Annotated in this window: 22 protein-coding genes; 18 read left to right on the top strand and 4 right to left on the bottom strand. The window is 73.1% G+C overall.

The features are described from left to right. Window positions 1-40 precede the first annotated feature (40 nt). From AB0C28_RS27525 to AB0C28_RS27485, 9 genes are all read left to right on the top strand, one after another. Entirely contained in the window at window positions 41-667 is a 627-nt protein-coding gene (locus AB0C28_RS27525) for a TetR/AcrR family transcriptional regulator (RefSeq protein WP_357850816.1), read from the top strand. Between the two features lie 57 nt (window positions 668-724). Beyond that, window positions 725-1,156: a nuclear transport factor 2 family protein gene (locus AB0C28_RS27520; RefSeq protein ID WP_357850813.1), complete on the top strand. Its 432-nt coding sequence runs from the start codon at window positions 725-727 to the stop codon at window positions 1,154-1,156. Between the two features lie 192 nt (window positions 1,157-1,348). Continuing rightward, a complete protein-coding gene (locus AB0C28_RS27515) occupies window positions 1,349-2,581 on the top strand; it encodes a rod shape-determining protein (protein WP_357850810.1) in 1,233 nt (410 codons plus the stop codon). Next, complete coding sequence (mreC, locus tag AB0C28_RS27510) at window positions 2,578-3,321, top strand: rod shape-determining protein MreC (RefSeq protein WP_357850807.1); 744 nt, start codon at window positions 2,578-2,580, stop codon at window positions 3,319-3,321. The genes AB0C28_RS27515 and mreC overlap by 4 nt, the downstream gene beginning before the upstream one ends. 122 nt (window positions 3,322-3,443) lie before the next feature. Then, window positions 3,444-3,905, top strand: a complete 462-nt coding sequence (locus AB0C28_RS27505; protein ID WP_357850805.1) for a hypothetical protein — start codon at window positions 3,444-3,446, stop codon at window positions 3,903-3,905. 107 nt (window positions 3,906-4,012) lie between these two features. Continuing rightward, window positions 4,013-5,866 (top strand): penicillin-binding transpeptidase domain-containing protein, encoded by a 1,854-nt coding sequence (locus AB0C28_RS27500; RefSeq protein ID WP_358078423.1) that lies wholly within the window; start codon window positions 4,013-4,015, stop codon window positions 5,864-5,866. Further along, complete coding sequence (gene rodA, locus AB0C28_RS27495) at window positions 5,863-6,999, top strand: rod shape-determining protein RodA (protein ID WP_358078419.1); 1,137 nt, start codon at window positions 5,863-5,865, stop codon at window positions 6,997-6,999. Before AB0C28_RS27500 ends, rodA begins: the two co-directional genes overlap by 4 nt. 131 nt (window positions 7,000-7,130) lie before the next feature. Continuing rightward, entirely contained in the window at window positions 7,131-7,862 is a 732-nt protein-coding gene (locus AB0C28_RS27490) for a helix-turn-helix domain-containing protein (RefSeq protein WP_357850796.1), read from the top strand. 39 nt (window positions 7,863-7,901) lie between these two features. Beyond that, window positions 7,902-8,570: an epimerase gene (locus tag AB0C28_RS27485; protein WP_357850793.1), complete on the top strand. Its 669-nt coding sequence runs from the start codon at window positions 7,902-7,904 to the stop codon at window positions 8,568-8,570. Here AB0C28_RS27485 and AB0C28_RS27480 read toward each other — a convergent pair. Continuing rightward, window positions 8,539-9,927: an MFS transporter gene (locus AB0C28_RS27480; RefSeq protein ID WP_358078416.1), complete on the bottom strand. Its 1,389-nt coding sequence runs from the start codon at window positions 9,925-9,927 to the stop codon at window positions 8,539-8,541. The two genes, AB0C28_RS27485 and AB0C28_RS27480, sit on opposite strands and share 32 nt — an antisense overlap. 93 nt (window positions 9,928-10,020) lie before the next feature. Between AB0C28_RS27480 and AB0C28_RS27475 the strand changes: the two genes are divergently transcribed. The 4 genes from AB0C28_RS27475 to AB0C28_RS27460 all read left to right on the top strand — a co-directional run bounded on the left by AB0C28_RS27475 (window position 10,021) and on the right by AB0C28_RS27460 (window position 13,327). Further along, the gene (locus tag AB0C28_RS27475; RefSeq protein WP_358078413.1) at window positions 10,021-10,554 is read left to right on the top strand and encodes an ABATE domain-containing protein; all 534 of its coding nucleotides are present in this window, start codon (window positions 10,021-10,023) and stop codon (window positions 10,552-10,554) included. Between the two features lie 140 nt (window positions 10,555-10,694). Further along, the gene (locus AB0C28_RS27470; protein WP_357850784.1) at window positions 10,695-11,789 is read left to right on the top strand and encodes an LLM class flavin-dependent oxidoreductase; all 1,095 of its coding nucleotides are present in this window, start codon (window positions 10,695-10,697) and stop codon (window positions 11,787-11,789) included. 43 nt (window positions 11,790-11,832) lie between these two features. After that, the gene (locus AB0C28_RS27465) at window positions 11,833-12,528 is read left to right on the top strand and encodes an FMN reductase (protein WP_358078410.1); all 696 of its coding nucleotides are present in this window, start codon (window positions 11,833-11,835) and stop codon (window positions 12,526-12,528) included. Window positions 12,529-12,538: 10 nt separating this feature from the next. Further along, entirely contained in the window at window positions 12,539-13,327 is a 789-nt protein-coding gene (locus AB0C28_RS27460) for a chitosanase (RefSeq protein ID WP_358078407.1), read from the top strand. 39 nt (window positions 13,328-13,366) lie between these two features. Here AB0C28_RS27460 and AB0C28_RS27455 read toward each other — a convergent pair whose 3' ends face one another. Then, window positions 13,367-14,275 (bottom strand): superoxide dismutase, encoded by a 909-nt coding sequence (locus tag AB0C28_RS27455; protein WP_357850775.1) that lies wholly within the window; start codon window positions 14,273-14,275, stop codon window positions 13,367-13,369. 192 nt (window positions 14,276-14,467) lie between these two features. Here AB0C28_RS27455 and AB0C28_RS27450 point away from each other — a divergent pair, with 192 nt between their 5' ends. Genes AB0C28_RS27450 through AB0C28_RS27435 form a run of 4 tightly spaced genes read left to right on the top strand, consistent with a single transcriptional unit; the run spans window position 14,468 to window position 17,185 of the window. Further along, the gene (locus AB0C28_RS27450) at window positions 14,468-14,989 is read left to right on the top strand and encodes a hypothetical protein (RefSeq protein ID WP_358078404.1); all 522 of its coding nucleotides are present in this window, start codon (window positions 14,468-14,470) and stop codon (window positions 14,987-14,989) included. 28 nt (window positions 14,990-15,017) lie between these two features. Beyond that, complete coding sequence (locus AB0C28_RS27445) at window positions 15,018-15,623, top strand: cyclodeaminase/cyclohydrolase family protein (RefSeq protein WP_357850771.1); 606 nt, start codon at window positions 15,018-15,020, stop codon at window positions 15,621-15,623. Beyond that, window positions 15,620-16,447 (top strand): bifunctional 5,10-methylenetetrahydrofolate dehydrogenase/5,10-methenyltetrahydrofolate cyclohydrolase, encoded by an 828-nt coding sequence (locus AB0C28_RS27440; RefSeq protein WP_357850768.1) that lies wholly within the window; start codon window positions 15,620-15,622, stop codon window positions 16,445-16,447. The genes AB0C28_RS27445 and AB0C28_RS27440 overlap by 4 nt, the downstream gene beginning before the upstream one ends. Before the next feature lie 30 nt (window positions 16,448-16,477). Beyond that, entirely contained in the window at window positions 16,478-17,185 is a 708-nt protein-coding gene (locus AB0C28_RS27435; protein ID WP_358078401.1) for a type 1 glutamine amidotransferase, read from the top strand. Between the two features lie 33 nt (window positions 17,186-17,218). Here AB0C28_RS27435 and AB0C28_RS27430 read toward each other — a convergent pair whose 3' ends face one another. Continuing rightward, window positions 17,219-18,613 carry an NAD(P)/FAD-dependent oxidoreductase gene (locus tag AB0C28_RS27430; RefSeq protein WP_357851401.1) on the bottom strand — a complete coding sequence of 465 codons (1,395 nt, stop codon included), beginning with the start codon at window positions 18,611-18,613 and terminating at the stop codon, window positions 17,219-17,221. Further along, window positions 18,571-19,896 (bottom strand): alpha/beta hydrolase, encoded by a 1,326-nt coding sequence (locus tag AB0C28_RS27425; RefSeq protein ID WP_358078398.1) that lies wholly within the window; start codon window positions 19,894-19,896, stop codon window positions 18,571-18,573. The genes AB0C28_RS27430 and AB0C28_RS27425 overlap by 43 nt, the downstream gene beginning before the upstream one ends. A gap of 20 nt (window positions 19,897-19,916) precedes the next feature. On the opposite strand from AB0C28_RS27425, the gene AB0C28_RS27420 reads away from it, so the two are divergent. Continuing rightward, window positions 19,917-20,576, top strand: a complete 660-nt coding sequence (locus tag AB0C28_RS27420) for an endonuclease V (RefSeq protein WP_357850759.1) — start codon at window positions 19,917-19,919, stop codon at window positions 20,574-20,576. Window positions 20,577-20,626: the final 50 nt, after the last annotated feature.

The following is a 20,626-nucleotide window of genomic DNA, read 5'->3' as shown; positions in this document are numbered from 1 at the left end:
ACGACTGTAGCGCTACGAGCGTCGGGATACAATGCCGGGTATGAGCACCACTGCGTCGAGCGACCGCCAGGCGCGCGGGCGCAACCGGAGAGGCCAGGGCGAGCGGCTGCGGGAGGACATCGTCGAGGCCGCCACCCGGCTGCTCGACGAGCTCGGCGACGACGAGGCCCTGTCGATGCGCGCCGTGGCCCGCGCGGTCGGCAGCGCCGCGACCTCGGTCTACCTGCACTTCGCCGACCGCGACGCCCTTGTGCTCGCCGTGCTCGACCGCTGCCACGACGAGCTGACCCGGGCCGTCGACGACGCCGAGGCCGCGTCGGGCGACCCGGTGGCCCGGCTCCGCGCGCGCACTCTGGTGCTGGGCGCCTGGGCGCACCGGCATCCCGGCCTGTACAAGGTGCTGCACGAGAGCGCGCTCAACGAGCGGGCCGAGATGCCGTTCAAGCGGCACCTGGCCGAGCGCACCACCGCCGCGGTCCAGCGCTGCATGGACGCCGGCCGCGCCCCCGCCGACGACGCCGCCACCGTCGCGCTCGACCTGCGCGCGGCCGTTCACGGAGCCGTCTCGATGCGCCTGCACCAGCCCGACCATCCATGGCCGCCGCTGGAGGAGCAGGTCGAACGCTTCCTCGTCAAGCTCGTCGGGATCCGCCCGCCGGCCTCGTGATCGCTCGCAAGAGCGGACGATCTGGTCATCCGGGCCGCTTGGCGCGACGATCAGCTCATGGAGACTCAGGAGATCGCCGACCGATTAGAGATCACCGGCCTGCTGGCTCGCTACACCTTCGCGATCGACTCCGGTCAGTGGGACCTGCTCGACGAGGTGTTCACCCCGGACGCGTCGATCGACTACAGCTCGTCGGGAGGCATCAAGGGCACGCGGGACGAGGTCAAGGTCTGGCTGGCCGAGGTGCTGACGCACTGGCCGGCCCGCCTGCACCTGATCGGCGCCGCGCGGATCGACTTCCTGGACGGCGAGGCCCGGGTGAGCGCCCCGTTCACCGACACCCTGGCCCCGACGCGCGAGCTGGTCGCGGCCCGTACCGAAGGGTTCCTGCACGGGGGCGGCTACTACCACCACCGCATGCGCCGCACCGGCAGCGGCTGGCGCAGCGTCGAGCTGGTGGAGGAGCAGAGCTGGCGCACCGCGCGGTGAGCGATAGCCCATCCCGTCAGCGGGAGGAGCCGCGCGCCGCCGTACGGACCGGCGCGCGGCACGTGCCCGACCCAAGCTGACCTGCGCAAATAACCACAGGTACGGATTTATCGCGTTTGTGGGTAGATCGGGGAGGGCAGCGCCACAGCGGGTAGTGTCCCCCTGCCCTTCCCGGTCGAAAGGCTGTGCGGTATGGCGTTCGCATGGGCTCTTCTCGGTCATGACATAGCGGTCGATCTCGGCACGGCCAACACGCTCGTGTACGTCCGCAGGAAGGGCATCGTGCTGAACGAGCCCTCCGTCATCGCGATCAACCTGCACAAGAACACCGTCGTCGCGGTCGGCAGACCGGCCAAGCGCATGATGGGCCGCACTCCCCCGCACATCGCCACGATCAGGCCGCTCAAGGACGGCGTGATCGCGGACCTGGACGCGGCGGAGCGGATGTTGCGCATGTTCATCCAGAAGGCGCATCCCAGCAGGTTCCTCGCCAAGCCCCGCATCGTGGTGGCGGTCCCGAGCGGCACCACCTCGATCGAGCAGCGGGCGGTCAAGGAGGCCGCGTACGAGGCGGGCGCGCGGAGGGTGCACATCATCGAGGAGCCGATGGCGGCGGCGATCGGCGCCGGGCTGAAGGTCGGCGAGGCCACCGGCAACATGGTCGTCGACATCGGCGGCGGCACCACGGAGGTGGCCATCGTCTCGATGAGCGGCGTCGTGGTGGCCAAGTCGCTGCGGGTGGGCGGCGACGAGCTGGACGAGGCGATCATCACCCACATCAAGAAGGAGCACGCGCTGCTGCTCGGCGAGCGCACCGCCGAACGGCTGAAGATCGACCTCGGCATGGCCAGGCCGGCGCCCGTGACGGCCCGCGACGCCGATCCCGAGCCGAAGGGCCGGCACCGGGTGGGCGTCTGCGAGCTGCCGGTTGACGGGCCGCAGGTCGAGGTGCCGGACGAGGACGCCGCCGAGCCGCCCGCGCCGCGCGGCTGGAACCCGTTCCGGTCCCGGCCGAAGCCCCGGAGCGCCGCGCCGGCCGCCGCTCCGCGCCCGCTGGAGCCGCGTGCCTCCGCCCCCGTACGCGGGCGCGACCTGGTCAGCGGCCTGCCAAAAACCGCGACCATCACCGCCGAGCAGATCAGCGAGGCCATCGAGAACGAGGTCCAGGCCATCATCGACGCGGTGCAGACGACGCTCGACCAGTGCCCGGCGGAGCTGGCCGGCGACCTGCTGGACAACGGCATCGTCCTGACCGGCGGCGGCGCCTTGTTACGGGGCCTGGCCGAGCGCATGGGTGAGGCCACCGGCATGCCCATCCGGGTGGTGGACAAGCCGCTGTACTCGGTCGCGCTCGGCGCGGGCCGCTGCGTCGAGCGGTTCCAGGCCATGCGTGACGTGCTGCTGCCCGACTGGTCACGCCGGTGAGGCGGACGTTCGTCCTGCTCCTGCTCGGCACCGCGGTCCTGCTGGTCGTGACCGACCGCTGGTTCGTGCCGCTGACGTCGCTGCGGGCGGCGGGCGCGGCCGTGTACGGGGGCGCGGAGAGCGCAGCCGGCACGGTGACCAGGGCGTTCGGCGGGGACGGGCGGCTGCGGGAGCTGGAGCGGGAGAACGCCGCGCTGCGGGCCGAGCTGGTGTCCGCGGGCGCCCGTTCGGTGAGCAGTCCGATCTCCGGGGTCTCCGCGTCGCGTGGGGTGGCCGCGCATGTCGTGGGGTTCGGGCGGGGGCCGCGGGTCACCGTGGATGTCGGCTCGGGCTCGGGGGTCGTGCGGGACGTGACCGTGTTGAACGCCGACGGCCTGGTCGGCAAGGTCACCTGGGCCGGGGCCGGCACCGCCTCGGTGTCCCTGATCACCGACGCGGCCTCCTCCGTGGGGGTGCGGCTGGCCGGAAGCGGTGAGCTGGGGGTGGTGACGGGGCTGCCGGGCGAGGGGCTGCTGCGGCTCAGCCTGTTCGACCCGGACGCGCCACTCCAGGTCGGCGACAAGGTGGAGACGCTGGGGTCGGCCGGCGGGCGGCCGTACGTGGCGGGGGTGCTGGTCGGTGCGGTCACCGCGATCGAGCGGGTGCCGGGCGCGGCCACCCGCACGGCGCTGGTACGCCCCGCCGCCCGACTCTCCGCGCTCAGTCTCGTCACGGTCATCGTGCCGGAACCGGAGCGGTGAGCCGTGCGGTCGGCACGGGCGTCGCTCCCGCACTTACGCGTGCGCCCGGCGGTGTGGCCGCTTCCGCACTTACGCGTGCGCGCGGCCCTGTGGCCGCTCGCGTCGGCAGGGAGAGGTGTGCCGTGGGGCTGGTGATGTTGGTGCTCGCGGCGCCGCTGTTGCAGGTGCTGCTGGTCAACCGGTCGCCGTGGGGCGGCCCTGACCTGGTGGCGCTGGCCGTGGTGTGGCTGGCGGTGGCCAGGGGGCCGGTCTGGGGGTGTGCGGCGGGCCTGGTCGCCGGGCTGGCCGCCGACGTGACGCCGCCCGCCGACGGCACGGTGGGGCGGGCGGCGCTGGCGCTGTCGGTCACCGGGCTGCTGGTGGGGTGGTGGCGCGAGCGCAGGCCGCTGCCGGCGGCGGTGGCCGGGGCCGTGCTGGGGCCGCTTCTGCAGAGCGCCGCCGCGGTGGCGCTCGGGGACGAGCCGTGGCCCGCCGTGGTGGCCGGGCTGCCGCTGACGCTGGCCTGGACGGTGGGTCTCGGGGTCGCCGTCGGGGCGGTGCTCGCTCGACGGCATCCGGCCGAGAGGGTGCCCCGCCATGTCTGAACGCGGACGATGGCCGGGCGAGGGGTGTCGCGTGGTGTCTGAAAGGCGGCCGGACAAGGGGTGTCGGGTCGCGTCCGGCAGTCGGCCGGCCGGAGGGGTGGTGTGGCGTGTCTAGGGGGCGGTTGTTCGTGTTGCGGCTGGCCGTCGCGGGCATGGTGATCACGCTGCTCGGACGGCTGTGGTTCCTTCAGGTGGTCAGCGGCGAGCGGTACGTGCGGGCGGCGGCCGACGTGCGGATCAGGAGCGTGACGCTGCCGGCGGTCAGGGGCCCGATCCTCGACGTGGCGGGCCGCCCGCTGGTGACCAACAGGACCAGGCCGGTGGTCACCGTCAACGCGGTGGAGCTGGCCCATCAGCCGGACGGCGGGCGGGAGGTGCTGACGCGGCTGGGCGAGGCGCTGGGGCGGTCGTACCGGCAGATCGCGGAGAAGGTGCGGTTGTGCGGGCCTTCGGTGCCGCGCCCGTGCTGGCCGGGCTCCCCGTACGAGCCGATCCCTGTCGCCGAGGCCGTGAGCGTGCCGACGGCGCTGCAGATCAGCGAGCGCCAGCAGGACTTCCCCGGCGTGCGTACGGAGCTGCGCCCGGTCAGGGCGCACCCGTCCGGCGCCTCCGCCGCGCACACCCTCGGCTACGTGCAGGGCGCCGAGGGCCGCGACGGGCTCGAAGGCGTCTATGACGGGGAACTGGCCGGGCGGGCCGGGCGCAGGGACGTGGCCGTGGACAACACCGGCCGGGTCACGCGGACCGTCCGAGAGGTGCCGCCCGTCCCCGGGAACACGCTCGTGACCAGCATCGACACCCGGATCCAGGCCGTCGCCGAGCGGGCGCTCGGCCGGGCGCTGCGGGCCACGGGCGGCACGTCGGGCGCGGCCGTGATCATGGAGTCGATGACGGGCCGGGTGGTCGCGCTGGCCGGGCGGCCCTCGTACGACCCGGGCGTGTGGACCGACGGCGTGACGGCGGCGGAGTACCGGGCGCTGCCGCTGCTGTCACGGGCCGTGCAGGGTGAGTGGGCGCCCGGCTCGACGTGGAAGGTCGCCTCGGTGGCGGCGGCCGCGTCCGCCGGGTACGCGCTGGACGCCACCTACGACTGCCCGGCCGGCTACCCGATCGGCGGCCGTACCTTCGGCAACTTCGGCAGCGCCGACCTGGGCCGGATGACCATGCACGGCGCGCTGGTGCGGTCGTGCGACACGATCTTCTACCGGCTGGCCGACGAGCTGTGGCAGCGCCGCTCCAGCGTGCCGCAGGAGACCGCCCGCGGGTTCGGCTTCGGCGCGCCGACCGGCGTGGACCTGCCCGGCGAGGCGGCCGGGGCGGTGCCTGACGCGGCCGCGAAGAAGGCGCACTGGCGGGCCACCCGCGCGGAGAGCTGCCGCCGGGCCGTCAAGGGCTACCCGGAGCTGGCCGACCGGGCGCGGGCGGCCTACCTGACCACCATCGCCGGGGAGAACTGCCGGGGCGGCGGCGCGTGGCGGGGCGGCGACGCCGCCAACTTCTCCATCGGGCAGGGCGGGGTGCTGGTCACGCCGCTGCAGCTGGCGCGGGCGTACGCGGCCGTGGCCAACGGCGGCACCCTGCACAGCCCGCGTGTCGGCCTGCGCGTCGTGCGCCCCGACGGCACCACGGCACGCACGATCACGCCGCCGGTGGCGGGCCGGCTGCCCGCCTCCCCCGGGACTCTGCGCTTCATCCGGCAGGCCCTCGCCCAGGTGCCCAGGGAAGGCACCGCGGAAGGCGCGTTCAGGGGTTTCCCGTTCGGGAAGATCGCCGTGGCGGGGAAGACGGGGACGGCGGAGTCGTTCGGGCACCGGGACACCTCCTGGTTCGCCTCGTTCGCCCCCGACCCCGCGTACACGGTGGTCGTCGTGCTGTCCCAGGGCGGCAGGGGCGCGGAGGGCGCCGCCCCGGCCGCCCGCGAGATCTGGGAGGGCGTTCTCGGGCTGAGGGAGCGGCGATGATCACGATGTCCGGCAGGCGGCCGCTGGTGTGGGCAGCGTCGCTCGGCCCGCCCGACCGGGTGCTGACGCTGCTGGCCCTCGCCCTGTCCGGGACCGGGCTGCTGCTGGTGTGGTCGGCCACCCGGATGGAGGGCGACCACGGGCTGCTGGTGCGGCAGGCGGTCTCCGTCGGGGCCGGGCTGGTGCTGATGTGGCTGGTCTCGCGGGTGGATCTGCGGGTGCTGCGGGCGTACGTGCCGCTCGCGTACGTGCTGGCGCTGCTGTCGCTGGCCGGGGTGCTGAGCCCGCTGGGGGTGCGGGTCAACGGGGCCCACTCGTGGATCGTGCTGGCGCCGGGGGTGCAGTTCCAGCCGTCGGAGTTCGCCAAGGTGGCGCTGGCGCTGGCGTTCGCCGTTCCCCTGGGTGAGCTGCTGGACGGGCGGCGGCGGCCGGGGTTCGGCGGGGTGCTGCTGGCGCTGGTGCTGGCCGCGGTGCCCATCGCCCTGATCGCGTTGCAGCCGGACCTGGGCACGATGCTGGTGTTCGCGGCCATGGTGGCAGGGGCGCTGCTGGTGTCGGGGGCGCCCAAGCGGTGGCTGCTGGTGCTCGCTCTGGGGGCGGCGGGCGCGGCGGTGGCGGCGTGGCAGTTCGGGCTGGTACGGCCGTACCAGGTGCAGCGGCTGCTCGTGCTGGCGAACCCCGGGGCCGATCCGGGCGGCGTCGGGTACAACGCCGCCCAGGCGCGCATCGCGATCGGCTCCGGCGGCCTCTACGGCAAGGGGCTGTTCAACGGCGAGCAGACGGCGGGGCATTTCGTGCCCGAGCAGCACACCGACTTCATCTTCACCGTGGCCGGCGAGGAGCTCGGGTTCGCCGGCGCGACACTGATCGTGCTGGCCGTGTTCGCGCTGCTGTGGCGGGGGCTGTCGATCGCGCGGCGCAGCGCGTCGCCGTACGGGACCGTGCTGGCTGGGGCGCTGGTGTCGTGGCTGGCCTGCCAGACGTTCATGAATGTGGGCATGACTCTGGGGCTCGTGCCGGTCGTGGGCGTGCCGCTGCCGTTCGTCTCCTACGGCGGTTCGGCCACGGTGGCGGAGCTGCTGGCCGTCGGGCTGTTACAGGCCGTGCACAGGACCAAGGCCATGCAGCCGTAGCAGGTTCCGGTCGTGGACCCCGGACAGCGCCTGACTGGCCCACTGCGGTATCTCCGGCATGACCTCGTCGTCGGACGGGTGTGCCGCCTGAGGTAGGCGTCCGTTTTTCAAATGACGAACATGCTTGAAGGATGACCGACGATGAACCAAGCGATCTGATCCGCAGCGTCTCACGCGCCCTGCGCGTGCTGGAGGAGGTCTCGCGGGCCGACCGGCCGCTGTCGGTCAAGGTGATAGCCCGCCGGTGCGGCCTCAACCTGTCCACCTCCTACCATCTCGTCCGCACCCTCTGCTACGAGGGCTACCTGCACCGGCGACCCGACGGCGACTACATGATCGGCTCGAAGGTGGCCGAGCGCTTCCACGAGATGCTGGAGGCGTTCGAGCGCCCGCCTCGGGCGGCGGAGGTGCTGCGGCAGCTCGCCGCAGAGTCCGGCCACACCGCCTACCTCGCGCAGCTCACCGACGCGCGGCTGGTGGTGGTGGACGTGGCGGAGGGGCCGCGCTCGCCGTGGCTGGAGGACCTCCAGGCGGGCCTGGAGACGGCCCCGCACGCCACCGCGCTCGGCAAGGCACTGCTGCTGTCGCTGCCGCCGCGCATCCGGCGGGGCATCCTCACCGAGTACGGCCTGCGCCGCTTCACCTCCGCCACCCCCACCAGCGTCGAGGACGTCGAGGAGGAGCTGGCGCTCCTACGCCCCGGCCAGGTGGTGGAGGAGTACGGGCAGTTCAGGGAGGACGTGGCCTGCGCGGGCGCGGTCGTGCCCGGCACGCAGTGGGCGATCGGCATCTCCACCCGCGGCCTGTCCATCCCGGCGCTGGCCCGCGCCCGGCTGCGCGAAGCGCTGCGTGACCTCACCTGATCCCGCGCCGCCTTACGCTTGCTCTGGAGGGGTGCCGAGATGCGAGTGATCTTGTTCGGGGCGACCGGGATGGTCGGGCGCGGGGTGCTCAGGGAGTGCCTGCTCGACGACCGGGTCACGGCCGTGCTCACGGTCGGCAGGGCCGTCACGGGGGTCACCCACGGCAAGCTGCGCGAGCTGCGCCACGACGACCTGCTCGACCTGTCCGCGATCGAGGACGAGCTGCGCGGTTACGACGCGTGCTTCTTCTGCCTCGGGGTCTCGTCGGCGGGCATGAAGGAGCGCGACTACCGGCGCATCACGTACGACTTCACGCTGTCGGCCGGCCGGACGCTGGCGCGGCTCAATCCCGGCTCGACGTTCGTGTACGTGTCCGGCGTCGGCACCGACGCCCACGGCCGGGCCATGTGGGCGCGGGTGAAGGGCGAGACCGAGAACGCCCTGCTGGAGCTGCCCCTGGAGGCGTACATGTTCCGGCCCGGCTACATCCAGCCGATGTACGGCGTCACCTCGCGCACCCGCTTCTACCGGCTGGCCTACGTGGTGGTGCGGCCGTTCTACCCGGTGCTGCGGCGGCTGTTCGGCGCGGGGATCACCACGACCGAGCGGATCGGCCAGGCGATGATCACGGTGGCCGAGCGGGGCGCCCCCAAGCGGATCCTCGGCCCCGCCGACATCAACGCGCTCTGCGAGACCGGCGCGCGCTGAACGCGGCCGGCGCGAGGGGGACGGCGGCGAGCGAGGCGGCCGCGGCCAGGCCCCACACCGTGGCCCATGAGGTGTGGGCCAGCACCACGGGGATGAGCAGCGGGGTGAGGAAGGCCATGGCGAACAGCGTGGTCCCGATCAGGCCCAGGGCCGTGCCCGCGCGGCCCGCGCCGGCCATGGCGGCGATCTCGGTGTAGGCGACGCCGTGCCAGGAGTTGGCCAGCAGGCCGCCGAGGGCGAGTGCGGTGACGGTGATCGGGGTGGGCGCGTCGGTGAGCACCGCCGCCCCGGCCATCACGATCCCGGCCAGGACGCCGATGCGGCGCAGGCAGGCGCGGCGGGCGGAGGCGCTGTCTTCCGCGCGGTCGGTGCGGCGGCCGGTCCAGATGCGGACCGCGCCGCCGCCCAGCTGGGCGATCAGCACGGTGAGGCCGGCCAGGGCCGTGCCCGCGCCCTTGGCGTCGTGCAGGAAGATCGCGGTGAAGGTGAGCACGGCGAACTGGGGGACGGTGAGCAGGGCTCCGGCCAGCGCGAGCCGCCACACGTCCCAGCGCCGCAACGGCGACCTGAGCCCCAGGTCCTCCGCGACGGGTGACGCCGGAACGGCGCTCTCCGCAGCCGGCGACGTCCGGGCGGCGCTCTCCGCCACGGGGGCGGACAGGCCGGTGGTGGTCTGCGGAACGGGCGAGGGGCCGCGCGGTCCTGTCGTGGTCGTCGGCAGGACGGCCGGCCGCGGAGTGGGTTCGTGCAGCCAGCGCCAGGTCGCCGCGGCGGCGAGCAGGCAGAAGGCGGCGGGAACGGCGTAGACGGCGCGGAAGCCGTACGACTGGGCCAGCCACGGCAGCAGCGCCACCCCGACCGCGCCACCCGCCGGGATCGCCGTCTGGCGCACGCTCATCGCGAACCCCCGCTCCCCCTCCCCGAACCAGGTCATCACCGCGCGCCCCGACGCGCCGTTGACGCTGCCGCCGAGCGCGCCCGCGATCGTCAGGCACACCGCCAGCAGCACCGTCCCGGCCCCGTCCGCCGGTGTGACGGCCGTGGCCATCACCACCAGCAGGACGCCGGTGGACGTCAGGCCGGTGAGCAGGACGCGCCGATCGCCGAACCGGTCGGTCAGCAGACCCCAGACGATGTCGGAGACGGCCACGCCGAGCCCGAGACAGGCCAGCGCCAGCCCGAGCGCCCCCGTGGACAGGTGGTAACCCGCCCGCATCGAGACGCCGGTGACCGGGATGCCGGAGAACATCGCCGAGAAGCTGCCTTGCGCCCCGACGCCCACGGCCAGCACGACCCAGCGGTGGTGGGGCCCGTATGGGCGCCGTGTCGCTCCCGGGGTCACGGTCGGCACTGCCATCACACCACTGCTCCTGCTTCAAGTAACCGTCTACAGCGGTTATCAACCGTGGCAGCCGCCGAAGTAACTTGTCAACCTGGTTACTATGGGGGCATGGACTTCACGTTCGTCAGCGGGAACCTCGGGCTCGACCTGGCCGGCACCGTCGGCGACCGGCGGGGCGCGCGGGTCGACCTGCTGGCGACGCCCGCGGAGCTGGCCCGCTGGACGGTCGCCGCCGGGCTGCTCGACGTCCCGCCCACCGCCGGTGACGACGACCTGGCCGGGGCGGTGGCGCTGCGTGAGGCGATCTACCGGCTGGCGTCCGCGGCCCGTACGGGGGCGGCGTTCGAGGCGGCCGACCGGCGCACGCTCAACCGGTTCGCCGCGCCCGCGCCGGCGAGCGTGCTGCTCGGCGAGCACGGCGTGGAGCGCGGCGGCGACCTGTCCGCCGCGCTGTCCAGCGCCGCCCGCTCGGCCGCCGAGCTGCTGGGCGGGCCGCAGGCGACACTGATCAGGGAGTGCGAGGCCGTTCCCTGCACCCGGCTCTACCTCGACACCTCGCATCGGCGTACGCGCCGATGGTGCGACATGCGCCGCTGCGGCAACCGGGCCAAGGCGGCGGCCTTCCGCGCCCGCCACTCCTGACCGCCCCACCTGCTCCCCAAGCCGTCCGCTCACCGCGAGTCCGCCCTGCGGGGCCGGGTGTGCTCGATGATGGAATACCTGGGCGCGCCTTGGCGCTAGCGTAGTCGTCAAAGATTCAACAGTCATGGATGGTGACTAAAGTGCAGTTCGGCATCTTCAGCGTGGGCGATGTCACCACGGACCCCACCACCGGCAGGACCCCGGCCGAGCACGAGCGGATCAAGGCGATGGTGACGATCGCGCTCAAGGCAGAAGAGGTCGGGCTCGACGTCTTCGCGACAGGCGAGCACCACAACCCGCCCTTCGTGCCGTCCTCCCCCACCACCATGCTGGGGTACATCGCGGCCAGGACGGAGCGCCTCCAGCTGTCGACCGCCACGACGCTGATCACGACCAACGACCCGGTGAAGATCGCCGAGGACTTCGCCATGCTGCAGCACCTGGCCGACGGCCGGGTGGACCTCATGCTGGGCCGGGGCAACACCGGGCCCGTCTACCCGTGGTTCGGCCAGGACATCAGGCAGGGCATCCCGCTGGCCATCGAGAACTACGCGCTGCTGCACCGGCTCTGGCGCGAGGACGTCGTGGACTGGGAGGGCCGCTTCCGCACCCCGCTGCAGGGCTTCACGAGCACACCGCGCCCGCTGGACGGGGTGCCGCCGTTCGTCTGGCACGGCTCCATCCGCAGCCCCGAGATCGCCGAGCAGGCCGCCTACTACGGCGACGGCTTCTTCGCCAACAACATCTTCTGGCCGAAGGAGCACTTCATGCGCCTGATCAGCCTCTACCGGCAGCGGTACGCCCACTACGGGCACGGCACCCCTGAGCAGGCCGTGGTCGGGCTGGGCGGCCAGGTGTTCATGCGCAAGAACTCCCAGGACGCGGTACGCGAGTTCCGCCCCTACTTCGACGTCGCCCCCGTCTACGGCCACGGCCCCTCGCTGGAGGAGTTCATGGCCGAGACCCCGCTCACGGTGGGCAGCCCGCAGCAGGTCATCGACAGGACCCTGGAGTTCAGGGAGTACTTCGGCGACTACCAGCGCCAGCTGTTCCTCATGGACCACGCGGGCCTGCCGCTGAAGACCGTACTGGAGCAGCTCGACCTGCTCGGCGAGGAGGTCGTGCCCGTGCTGCGCAAGGAGTTCGCCAAGAACCGGCCGGCCGAGGTGCCCGGCGCGCCGACGCACGCGCGCCTGCTCGCCGCCAAGGACGCGTCCGAGCCCGTCGGCGCCTAGCAGCCCCGGCCCTCGAATCCTGATATTTCCGGAAAGGAGCATCATGAAGCTCGCCGTCGTCACGGCCGGGCTCACCCAGCCCTCCTCCACCCGCCTGCTCGCCGACCGCCTGGCCGAGGCGGTCATTCACCGGACGGCGGCGGAGACCCCGACCGAGACCGGGGCCGAGACGGGGGCCGAGACGGGGACCGGGACCGAGACCGGCGCCCCGACCGGCGCCGAGGTCCGCGTGATCGAGCTGCGTGACCTGGCCGTCGACATCGCCAACAACTTCGTCACCGGCTTCCCGAACGCCAGGCTGCGCGAGGCCATCGCGGCCGTGACGGAGGCCGACGGGCTGATCGCGGTCACGCCGATCTTCAGCGGCTCCTACAGCGGCCTGTTCAAGTCGTTCTTCGACGTGCTGGACCACACCGCGCTGGCGGGCAAGCCGGTGCTCATCGCGGCCACGGGCGGCACCGCCCGGCACTCGCTGGCGCTGGAGCACGCGCTGCGGCCGCTGTTCGCGTACTTGCGCGCGGTGGTCGTCCCGACCGCCGTGTACGCGGCGTCGGAGGACTGGGGCGGCGGCCGCGACGCCTTCACCGACGGGCTCGGCGAGCGCATCGGCCGCGCCGCCGACGAGCTGGCCGGCCTGCTCCTGCACCGCGCGCCCGGTGCGAAGCGGGACAAGCAGGACGACGAGGAAGAGGTCGTTCCGTTCGAGCAGCAGCTCGCGGCCCTGCGCCCCGTGGAGTAGCTTCTCCTCCGTGATCGCCGCCGCCCTCGTGGCCCTCTCCCTCACCCTGAGCACCGTCCCCGCCGGCCCCGCCGCCACCGCCCCGGCGGCCGGCCTGGCCGGCGCGCACAAGAAGGACATCGCCATGCGGCTGGTGTCCAGCGCGGAGAACTCCTCGCTCGACTGGAAGGCCCAGTACGGCTACATCGAGGACATCAAGGACGATCGCGGCTACACGGCCGGCATCATCGGCTTCTGCTCGGGCACCGGCGACATGCTGAAGCTGGTCGAGCTCTACACCAGGCGCAAACCCGGCAACGTGCTGGCGAAATACCTGCCCGCGCTGCGCCGGGTCAATGGCACCGCCTCGCTGAAGGGCCTGGCCCCGCGCTTCCCCGCCGACTGGCGCAGGGCGGCCAAGGATCCGGCCTTCCAACGGGCCCAGAACGACGAGCGCGACCGGGTCTACTTCGACCCGGCCGTCCGCCGGGCCAAGCAGGACGGGCTGCGGGCGCTGGGCCAGTTCGTCTACTACGACGCCATGGTCATGCACGGGCCCGGCGCCGACCGGCTCAGCTTCGGCGGCATCAGGAAGGCGGCCATGGCCAAGGCCAGGCCGCCGGCGCGTGGCGGGAACGAGGTGACGTACCTGAACGCGTTCCTCGACGCCCGCAAGGCGGCGATGCGGGCCGAGGAGGCCCACGAGGACACGACCCGGGTCGACACGATGCAGCGGGTCTTCCTGAAGAACCGCAACCTCGACCTCAAGCCGCCGCTGACCTGGAAGGTCTACGGCGACCGCTACACGATCAAGAAGTGAGGACGCGCCCCGGCAGGCGCGTCCTCACGGGAAAGCGGTTCAGCGTTTGACGGCGACCACGTCGTACGGCGTGTCCGGCGTCGGCGTGGTGCTGAAGCGGGCGTTGGGCAGGTAGAGGCGGTGGCCGTAGGCGGCGACCGTCGTGGGGATGTCGAACCTGGAGTCGGTCAGGCGCTTGACGATCTTTCCTGACGAGCCGTCGCGCGACAGGCCGACGACGGCGATCGTGTTGTCGCGGTTCAGCACGGCGTACAGGGTGCGGCCCGACAGCAGCAGGCCGTCGCCGTTGACCAGCGATTCCCCGCCCAGGTTCACCTCGGTGGTGGCGCCGGAGGAGGGGTTCACCTCGAACAGCTTGCCCGTGTTCGACTGCACGATCAGCAGCGAACGCCGGTCGGGGCTCGGGGCGATGCCGTTGGCGTTGATGCCGGTCCCGTACTGGATGGCGCCGGTGAGCGGGATCGTGGTGAAGTTCTCGGGCAGCGCGCCGCCCCGGCCGAGCCGCAGCTTGTACAGCACCGCGTTGGAGGAGTCGGTGAAGTAGGCGGCGCCTCCGACGAGGATGACGTCGTTGACGAACGACGTCCCGGTGGCGAACTGGTACGACTTGAGCACCCGTCCGGTGCGCAGGTCGACCACCCGCGCGTTGCCGGCGTTGCCTCCGGCCACGAACAGCCTGCGCCCGTCGGTCTTCAGCCCGAGCGACGGCGTTCCCGGTCCCTTGCTGACGACGGAGCCCTTTCCGGTGCGCAGGTCGGCCCGGTAGATGTCGCCGGTGGCGCGTGAGCCGAAGTAGGCGTGGGGGCCCGGCCCGATCTCGATGCCCTCCGGCTGGAACCCGTTCGGCAGCGGGAAGGTGTCGGGCTTCGAGGCGGCCTGCGCCGGCACACTGCCGAGCAGGACCACGACGAGAGCGCTGAGTGCGGTCTTCAGGATCGCGGATCTCATGCGGCCCACGATGCCCAAGGGGGTGGGCCCGGCAAAGACCCACGACCGGCTTCTCACACATTTCTCAGAAATGTCCGGACTCAGGACCGGTTACGGACCGGCACCCCCGCTGGAGTGACCCAGCGAGTAGGTTGGGACAGAGCCAAACAAACGGGGTGAGTCATGTCAAACGGTACCCGTCACGCTCTGGGAGTGGTCGCAGGACTGCTTCTCCCTCCCCTGGTCGCCGCCGGGCTCTGGTACGGCGTCGGCGAACTGTCCGTCCAGGCCGCACAATCGTTCCGGCTCTCGTGGATCGGGCTGGGGGCACTCGTCGCGACGGGAATCCTGCTCGCGTTCCTGATCGCCTCCCGCCTGTCGCCCGTGGCCTCGCTGCTCGGCGGGCTCGCGTTCACCGGCGTGGGCGCCCTGCCGTTCGTGGAGATGACGACCAGCGTCCGGCTGATCCCCAACGAGCTGCTGCCCACCTCGCTGTCGTCGGGTTTCCTGACGCTCAGCTACTCGGGGCTGCAGCTGCTGCTCGGCGTGGCGCTGCTGGTCGCGTCGATGTTCCCGTCGCGGTGGCGGGCCAGGCAGCGCCCCGAGTACGTGGCGCAGCCCGAATACGCGGGAGCATGGGAGCCGGCCCAGTCGCCGGCACAGTCTCCGTACCTGCCGCCGCAGCCGCCGCATCAGGGGCCCGAGGACGCCACGCGGCCGATGTACCGCGAGTGAGCCGCGGGCGGCCTGGCAGAATGCCGCCATGCGCGACTTGACGATCGTCGACTTCCTGTCCGAACTCGCCGACCGGGTGCCCGCGCCCGGCGGGGGCGCCACGGCGGCCCTGCACGCGGCGCAGGCCGCCGCCCTGCTCGGCATGGTGGCCCGCTACACCACCGGCGAGAAATACACCGCCCACGCCGAGACGGTCGTCGCCGTGATCGCCGAGACCGACACGCTGCGGGCGCGCTCGCTCAGGCTCGCCGAGGAGGACGCCGCGGCGTTCACCGCGGTCACCGACGCCTACCGGCTGCCCAAGGGCGAGGAGCGCAGCGGCGCCATCGCCAGGGCGCTGGCCGGCGCCGCCGAGCCGCCCGCCAGGGTCGTCGAGGCCGCCGCGCGCGTGATCGAGCTGTGCGAGCTGATGCTGCCGATCTGCAACCGCAACGTGGTCACCGACGTGGCCGCCGCCGCCGAGGCCGCCCGCGCCGCGCTCACCACGGGCCGGGTCAACGTGGAGGTCAACCTGGGCGGCGTACAGGACGAACGGCTACGCGCGGAGCTGAACATCCGCCTGTCCGGCGTCGACTCGGCCGTGGCCAGGGCAGACTGGGTGACCGCAGAGGTACGCGAGGAGATCAAGCCGTGAAGACGCTGACCGGCCGGGACCTGGCCGCCGCCATCAGGACCCAGACGCAGGCCGAGGCGGGCTCGGGCGCGCAGCCGCGCCTGGCCGTCGTCGTGGCCACGGCCGACGAGGCGAGTCTGTGGTACGTGCGCTCGATCGCCAAGGCGGCGGCCGCCGTCGGCATCGCCTGCGACCTGGTCGACCTGGGCCCGCAGGCCGCGCCCGAGCAGATCGGCGAGACGCTGATCAGGCTGAGCGCCGACGCCGGCGTGCACGGCGTGATGCTGCAGACGCCGCTGCCGGAAGGGGCCTCGGCCCAGGAGCTGGCCGCGGCCATCGACCCGCGTAAAGACGTCGACGGGGCCAACCCGCTCTCGCTCGGCCGGCTGGCCGCCGGGCTGCCCGCGTTCCCGCCCGCGACGGCGGCGGCCGTGATGGCGCTGCTCGACCACTACGAGGTCGAGCTCGCGGGGCGGCGGGCCGTGGTGGTCGGCCGCTCGACGGTGGTCGGCAAGCCGCTGGCGCACCTGCTGCTCGACCGCCATGCCACCGTCACCGTCTGCCACTCGCGCACCCGCGACCTGGCCGCCGTCACCGCCCAGGCCGAGGTGCTGGTCGCGGCAGTGGGCCGGGCGGGGCTGATCGGGGCCGATCACGTCGCGCCGGGAGCGGTGGTGATCGACGTCGGCACCAACCCGACCGACGAGGGCGGCCTGACCGGCGACGTCGACTTCCCGGCGGTCGCGGAGGTGGCGGGCGCGCTCACCCCCGTGCCCGGCGGGGTCGGCCCGGTGACCACCGCCCTGCTGCTGCGCCACGTCGCGCGGGCGGCCAACCTGCCATGACCATGACCGATCATCAGGCGGAGGCCTGTCTTGGCTGACATTCTCATCGTCCAGAACAGCAGGAGCGGAGGTCCCGGCCGCGTGGGCGGCTGGCTGGAGAAGGCCGGGCACCGGCTCGACGTCGTGCTCGCCCACGACGGCGCTCCCCTGCCCCACCGCCTCGGCCACGACGCCATGATCATGCTCGGTGGCGGCTACCTGCCCGGCGACGACGAGCGGGCGCCGTGGCTGCGCGACGCCCGGCGGCTGATGGGTCAGGCGCTGGACGACGGCGTGCCGCTGCTGGGCATCTGCCTCGGCGGGCAGATGCTGGCCCACGTGGCCGGGGGCGAGGTGACCGGCGACACGGGCACGCCGGAAAACGGCAGCCTGCCGGTCACGATCAGGCCCGAGGCCGCCGCCGACCCGCTCTTCCACGGGCTGCCGCAGGTGGTGCCCGCCGTCGAGCACCATAAAGACGCCGTCACCCGGCTGCCCGGCGGGGCCGTCCACCTGGCCGAGACCGAGGCGTGCCCGTACCAGGCGTTCCGGGTGGGCGAGCGGGCGTGGGGGGTGCAGTTCCATCCCGAGGTGGTGCCCGAGCGCATGCTGACGTGGCAGGCCGACGGGTTCGACCCGGCCGAGGTCTACGCGCGGGCGGTGGCCGACGAGCCGGTCTCCACGCCGATCTGGCACCGGGTGACCACCCGCTTCGCCGCCCTCGTCACCTCCCGCGCCCCCGCCGCCAGGGCTTCGTGACACCGCCGCTCCGCCACCCGCTGTGTCTCCCCGCTACGCGTGTTGGCGCCGCTTGGGCTTCGTGAGCCTGGCGCGGCCGAGGCGGGCCGCCAGGGCGAGCGCCACCAGCGCGGCGCCGGCCGCCGCGAGCCGGCGCTGGCGGGTGATGCGGCGCTCCACTCGCGCGTACGGCGTCGTCGAGAACGACACCAGCTCATACCGGGACACATAGCCGGGCAGCACCCGCTCCAGCGCGTGCTCCAGGCGCTTGCCGGCCAGGAACGCTCGCGAGCCGACCCTGTCGCGCATCTCCACGAAGTTCTCCAGCGCCAGCCGGGCGATCACGTCGGTGTCGGTCTTGCGCCGCTCGAACAGCGCCAGCGCCCGTGCGAAGTCGTCGCCCGCCTCGTCCAGGCACCGGTCCAGCTCGACGCAGTCCTCGAAGCCGCAGTTGGCGCCCTGCCCGTAGAAGGGGACGATGGCGTGCGCGGCGTCCCCGACCAGCCCGACCACGACGGGCCCGGTGCTGACGTTCCAGGGCGAGCAGCGCACGGTGACCAGATGCCCGACCGGATTGGCCCGGTAGGCCGGGACGAGGCCGGGCATCAGCTCGAACGCGTCCCGGTAGTGCTCGGCGAAGTACGCCCTGATCCGCTCCGGGGTGTCCAGAGCGTCGAGCGTGCCGTGCGGCCAGAACAGGGTGCAGGTGAACGAGCGGTCCTGGTTCGGCAGGGCGATCATCATGGAGCGGCCTCGGGGCCAGATGTGCAGCGCGCCCGGGTCCATGGCGAACGCGCCGTCCCTGGCCGGGATCGTCAGCTCCTTGTAGCCGTAGTCCAGGTAGTCCTGGCTGAAGTTGACCCCGGGTAACTGTCGCAGCCGGTCCCTGACCGCGCTGCGGGCCCCGTCCGCGCCGATCACGACCCGGGCCGTGGTCTGCTCCCCGTGCGCGAACTCCAGCGTGCCCGTCCGCTCGTCCAGCCCGGTCAGGCGGTGCCCGAAGCGCACCTCCACGCCCGGCAACGCGGTGGCGGCGTCCAGGAGCTCCCTGTTGAGGTCGGCGCGGCCGATCGAGTTGATCGCCTGCGTGCGGTCGGCGCTGTAGGGCTGGAAGGTGAGGGCGCCGTCGGGGGCGTGCATCATCCGGCCCGCCATGGGGAGCGCCGCGCCCAGCACCTTGCCGTCGAGCCCGATGCGGCGCAGGGCGTCGATGCCGCGCTCGGAGATGGCTAAGTTGATCGACCTGCCCTGGTCGGGGCCGTGCTCGCGGGGGTCGGGGCGGCGTTCGTACAGGGTGACGCGGTGGCCGCGGCGGGCCAGGAAGCAGGCGAGCAGGCAGCCGACGAGGCCGGCGCCGACGATCGTGACCTCCATCTTCTCTTCGTACGGCGGCGCGCGGGACCTGTCTAGGCGAGGGCGTCGGCGATGGCCTTGACGGTGGCGTGCCAGATGGGTGCGGTGGAAGTGATGACGTCGAAGTGGTCGCCCGGTTGCTCCAGGTACGTCACGTCGTCGCCCATCTGCCGGGCCAGCGCGGCGTGGCGGCGGGCGAAGTCGACCAGGTCGAGATCGTCGTCCCGGCCTTGCACGATGAGCTGCGGGGTGCCGAGAGGGAGGCGGTGGAGGGGGGACGAGGCGGCATAGGGGTCTTCGTCGCCGGGCTGGGCCGAGGTCTGGCCGAGGGCGGCGGCGACCGCGCCGGCGCTGAGTTTGCGGCGATCTCCCTGGACGAGGTCGAGCACGCCCGCCAGGGACACGGCCAGCGCCATCCGCGATCCGTCGGCCGCCGCCCGCAGCGCGAGTTGCCCGCCGGCCGAGTGTCCGGCGACGGCGATCCGATCCAGGTCGAGCGCGACCGCCGCCCCTTGGCCGACCAGGGCCGGGAGGGTGGTCAGCGTGGCCAGGCCGGTAGCGATGTCGGCGGTGGTCGCGGCCCAGCCGTGCAGGTCGGGGCGGCGGTATTCGAGATTCCACACCGCGAAGCCACGCCCGGCCAGATCCTCACAGAGCTCCTCCATGAGGTCGGCCGCCCAGATCGAACGCCAATAGCCACCGTGAATCAACGCCACCACCGGCACCGCTCCGTCGGAGGCGCGGGCGGCGATGCCGGTGGCCGCGCTGGCAGCGGCGATGCCGGCGGTCGCAGTGCCAGTGAACGCAGCGCCGGTGGCCGCAGTGTCGGCGGCCCTGGTGTCGGCGGCCCTGGTGTCGGCGGTCGCGCTGTCTGCGACGGTGTCGGTACCGGTAGCCGCAACGCTGAAGGCGACGGCCGCGGTGGCGGTGCCCGCTGAGCCCGCCGAGCTAGTGGTGCTGATGGTGGGGAGGTACAGGTCACCCCACTGTTCCGGCGAAGGGCCGTAGGCGATGCGACGGATGCCGGAGTGACGCGCCCGGTGGACGGCGTGCCGGATTCCCCAGGCCAGGCCGGCGATCCCGCGCCCGTGGAGGTGCGTGGCCCCGTCGACCCGGTCGATGTCCACCCACACCACGACCGAGGGGCCGAGTGGCTCTCCGAGTGATGAGCGTGCCTCCTCCCCCGGTCCGGGAAGGACGACCGCCACCTCGTGCTCCCGTACCGACGAGAGCAGGTGGGCGGTGTCGCGGGCGTGCACGACCGTGCCACTCACTCCGAGACGGGTGAACTCGCGGTCGGCGATCTCCGCGAGCAGCCCCGCGTCCGCCACCAGGCCGGGGCCGACGGCCACCACGATCTCGTCAGGATCCACCCTCATACGGAGATACCTTAGGGCGGGTGCGTGTGAATCAGCTTCACTCTTGGCCCACGAGTGTCGCCGAGGCGGAGGCCGTCCAGGACCGGCTCCGCGGGCAGGTCGAGCTGACGGGACCCGATACGTTCGCGCTGGTAGCGGGCCTGGACGTGCACTATCACGGCGACGACGAGGTGACGGCCGCGGTGGTCGTGCTGGACGGCGCGACGCTGGAGCCGGTGGAGCAGGCGGTGTCGCACGGGAAGGCGGCCTTCCCCTACGTGCCCGGCCTGTTCGCCTTCAGAGAGCTGCCCGCGCTGGTGGAGGCGCTAGAACGGCTCACGGTGACGCCCGACCTGCTGGTCTGTGACGGGTACGGGCTGGCCCATCCGCGCGGCTTCGGCCTGGCCTGCCACCTGGGCGTGCTGACCGGGCTGCCGTCGGTGGGGGTGGGCAAGACCCCGTTCGTCGGGACGCACGAGCCGCCCGGCCAGGAACGCGGCGCCTGGACGCCGATCGTCCACGAGGGCGCCGTCGTGGGACGGGCGCTGCGCACGCGGCGCGGGGTCAGGCCGGTGTACGTGTCGCAGGGCCACCGCATCTCACTCGGCACCGCCACCGGCGAGGTGCTGCGGCTGGCGTCCCGCTACCGCCTCCCCGAGCCGATCCGCCACGCCGACCACCTGGCCCGCCACCCGTCCTGAGCCCGCCCCGGGCCAGTCAATCGTCCTGGCCGACCCCGCCCCCCAGGCCG

Origin of the sequence: Nonomuraea sp. NPDC048892 (assembly GCF_040649735.1) — a bacterium.
GTDB classification, from domain to species: Bacteria; Actinomycetota; Actinomycetes; order Streptosporangiales; family Streptosporangiaceae; genus Nonomuraea; species Nonomuraea maheshkhaliensis.
The sequence above is the reverse complement of the archived record's forward strand: the minus strand, read 5'-3'. Positions and strand labels throughout refer to the sequence as shown.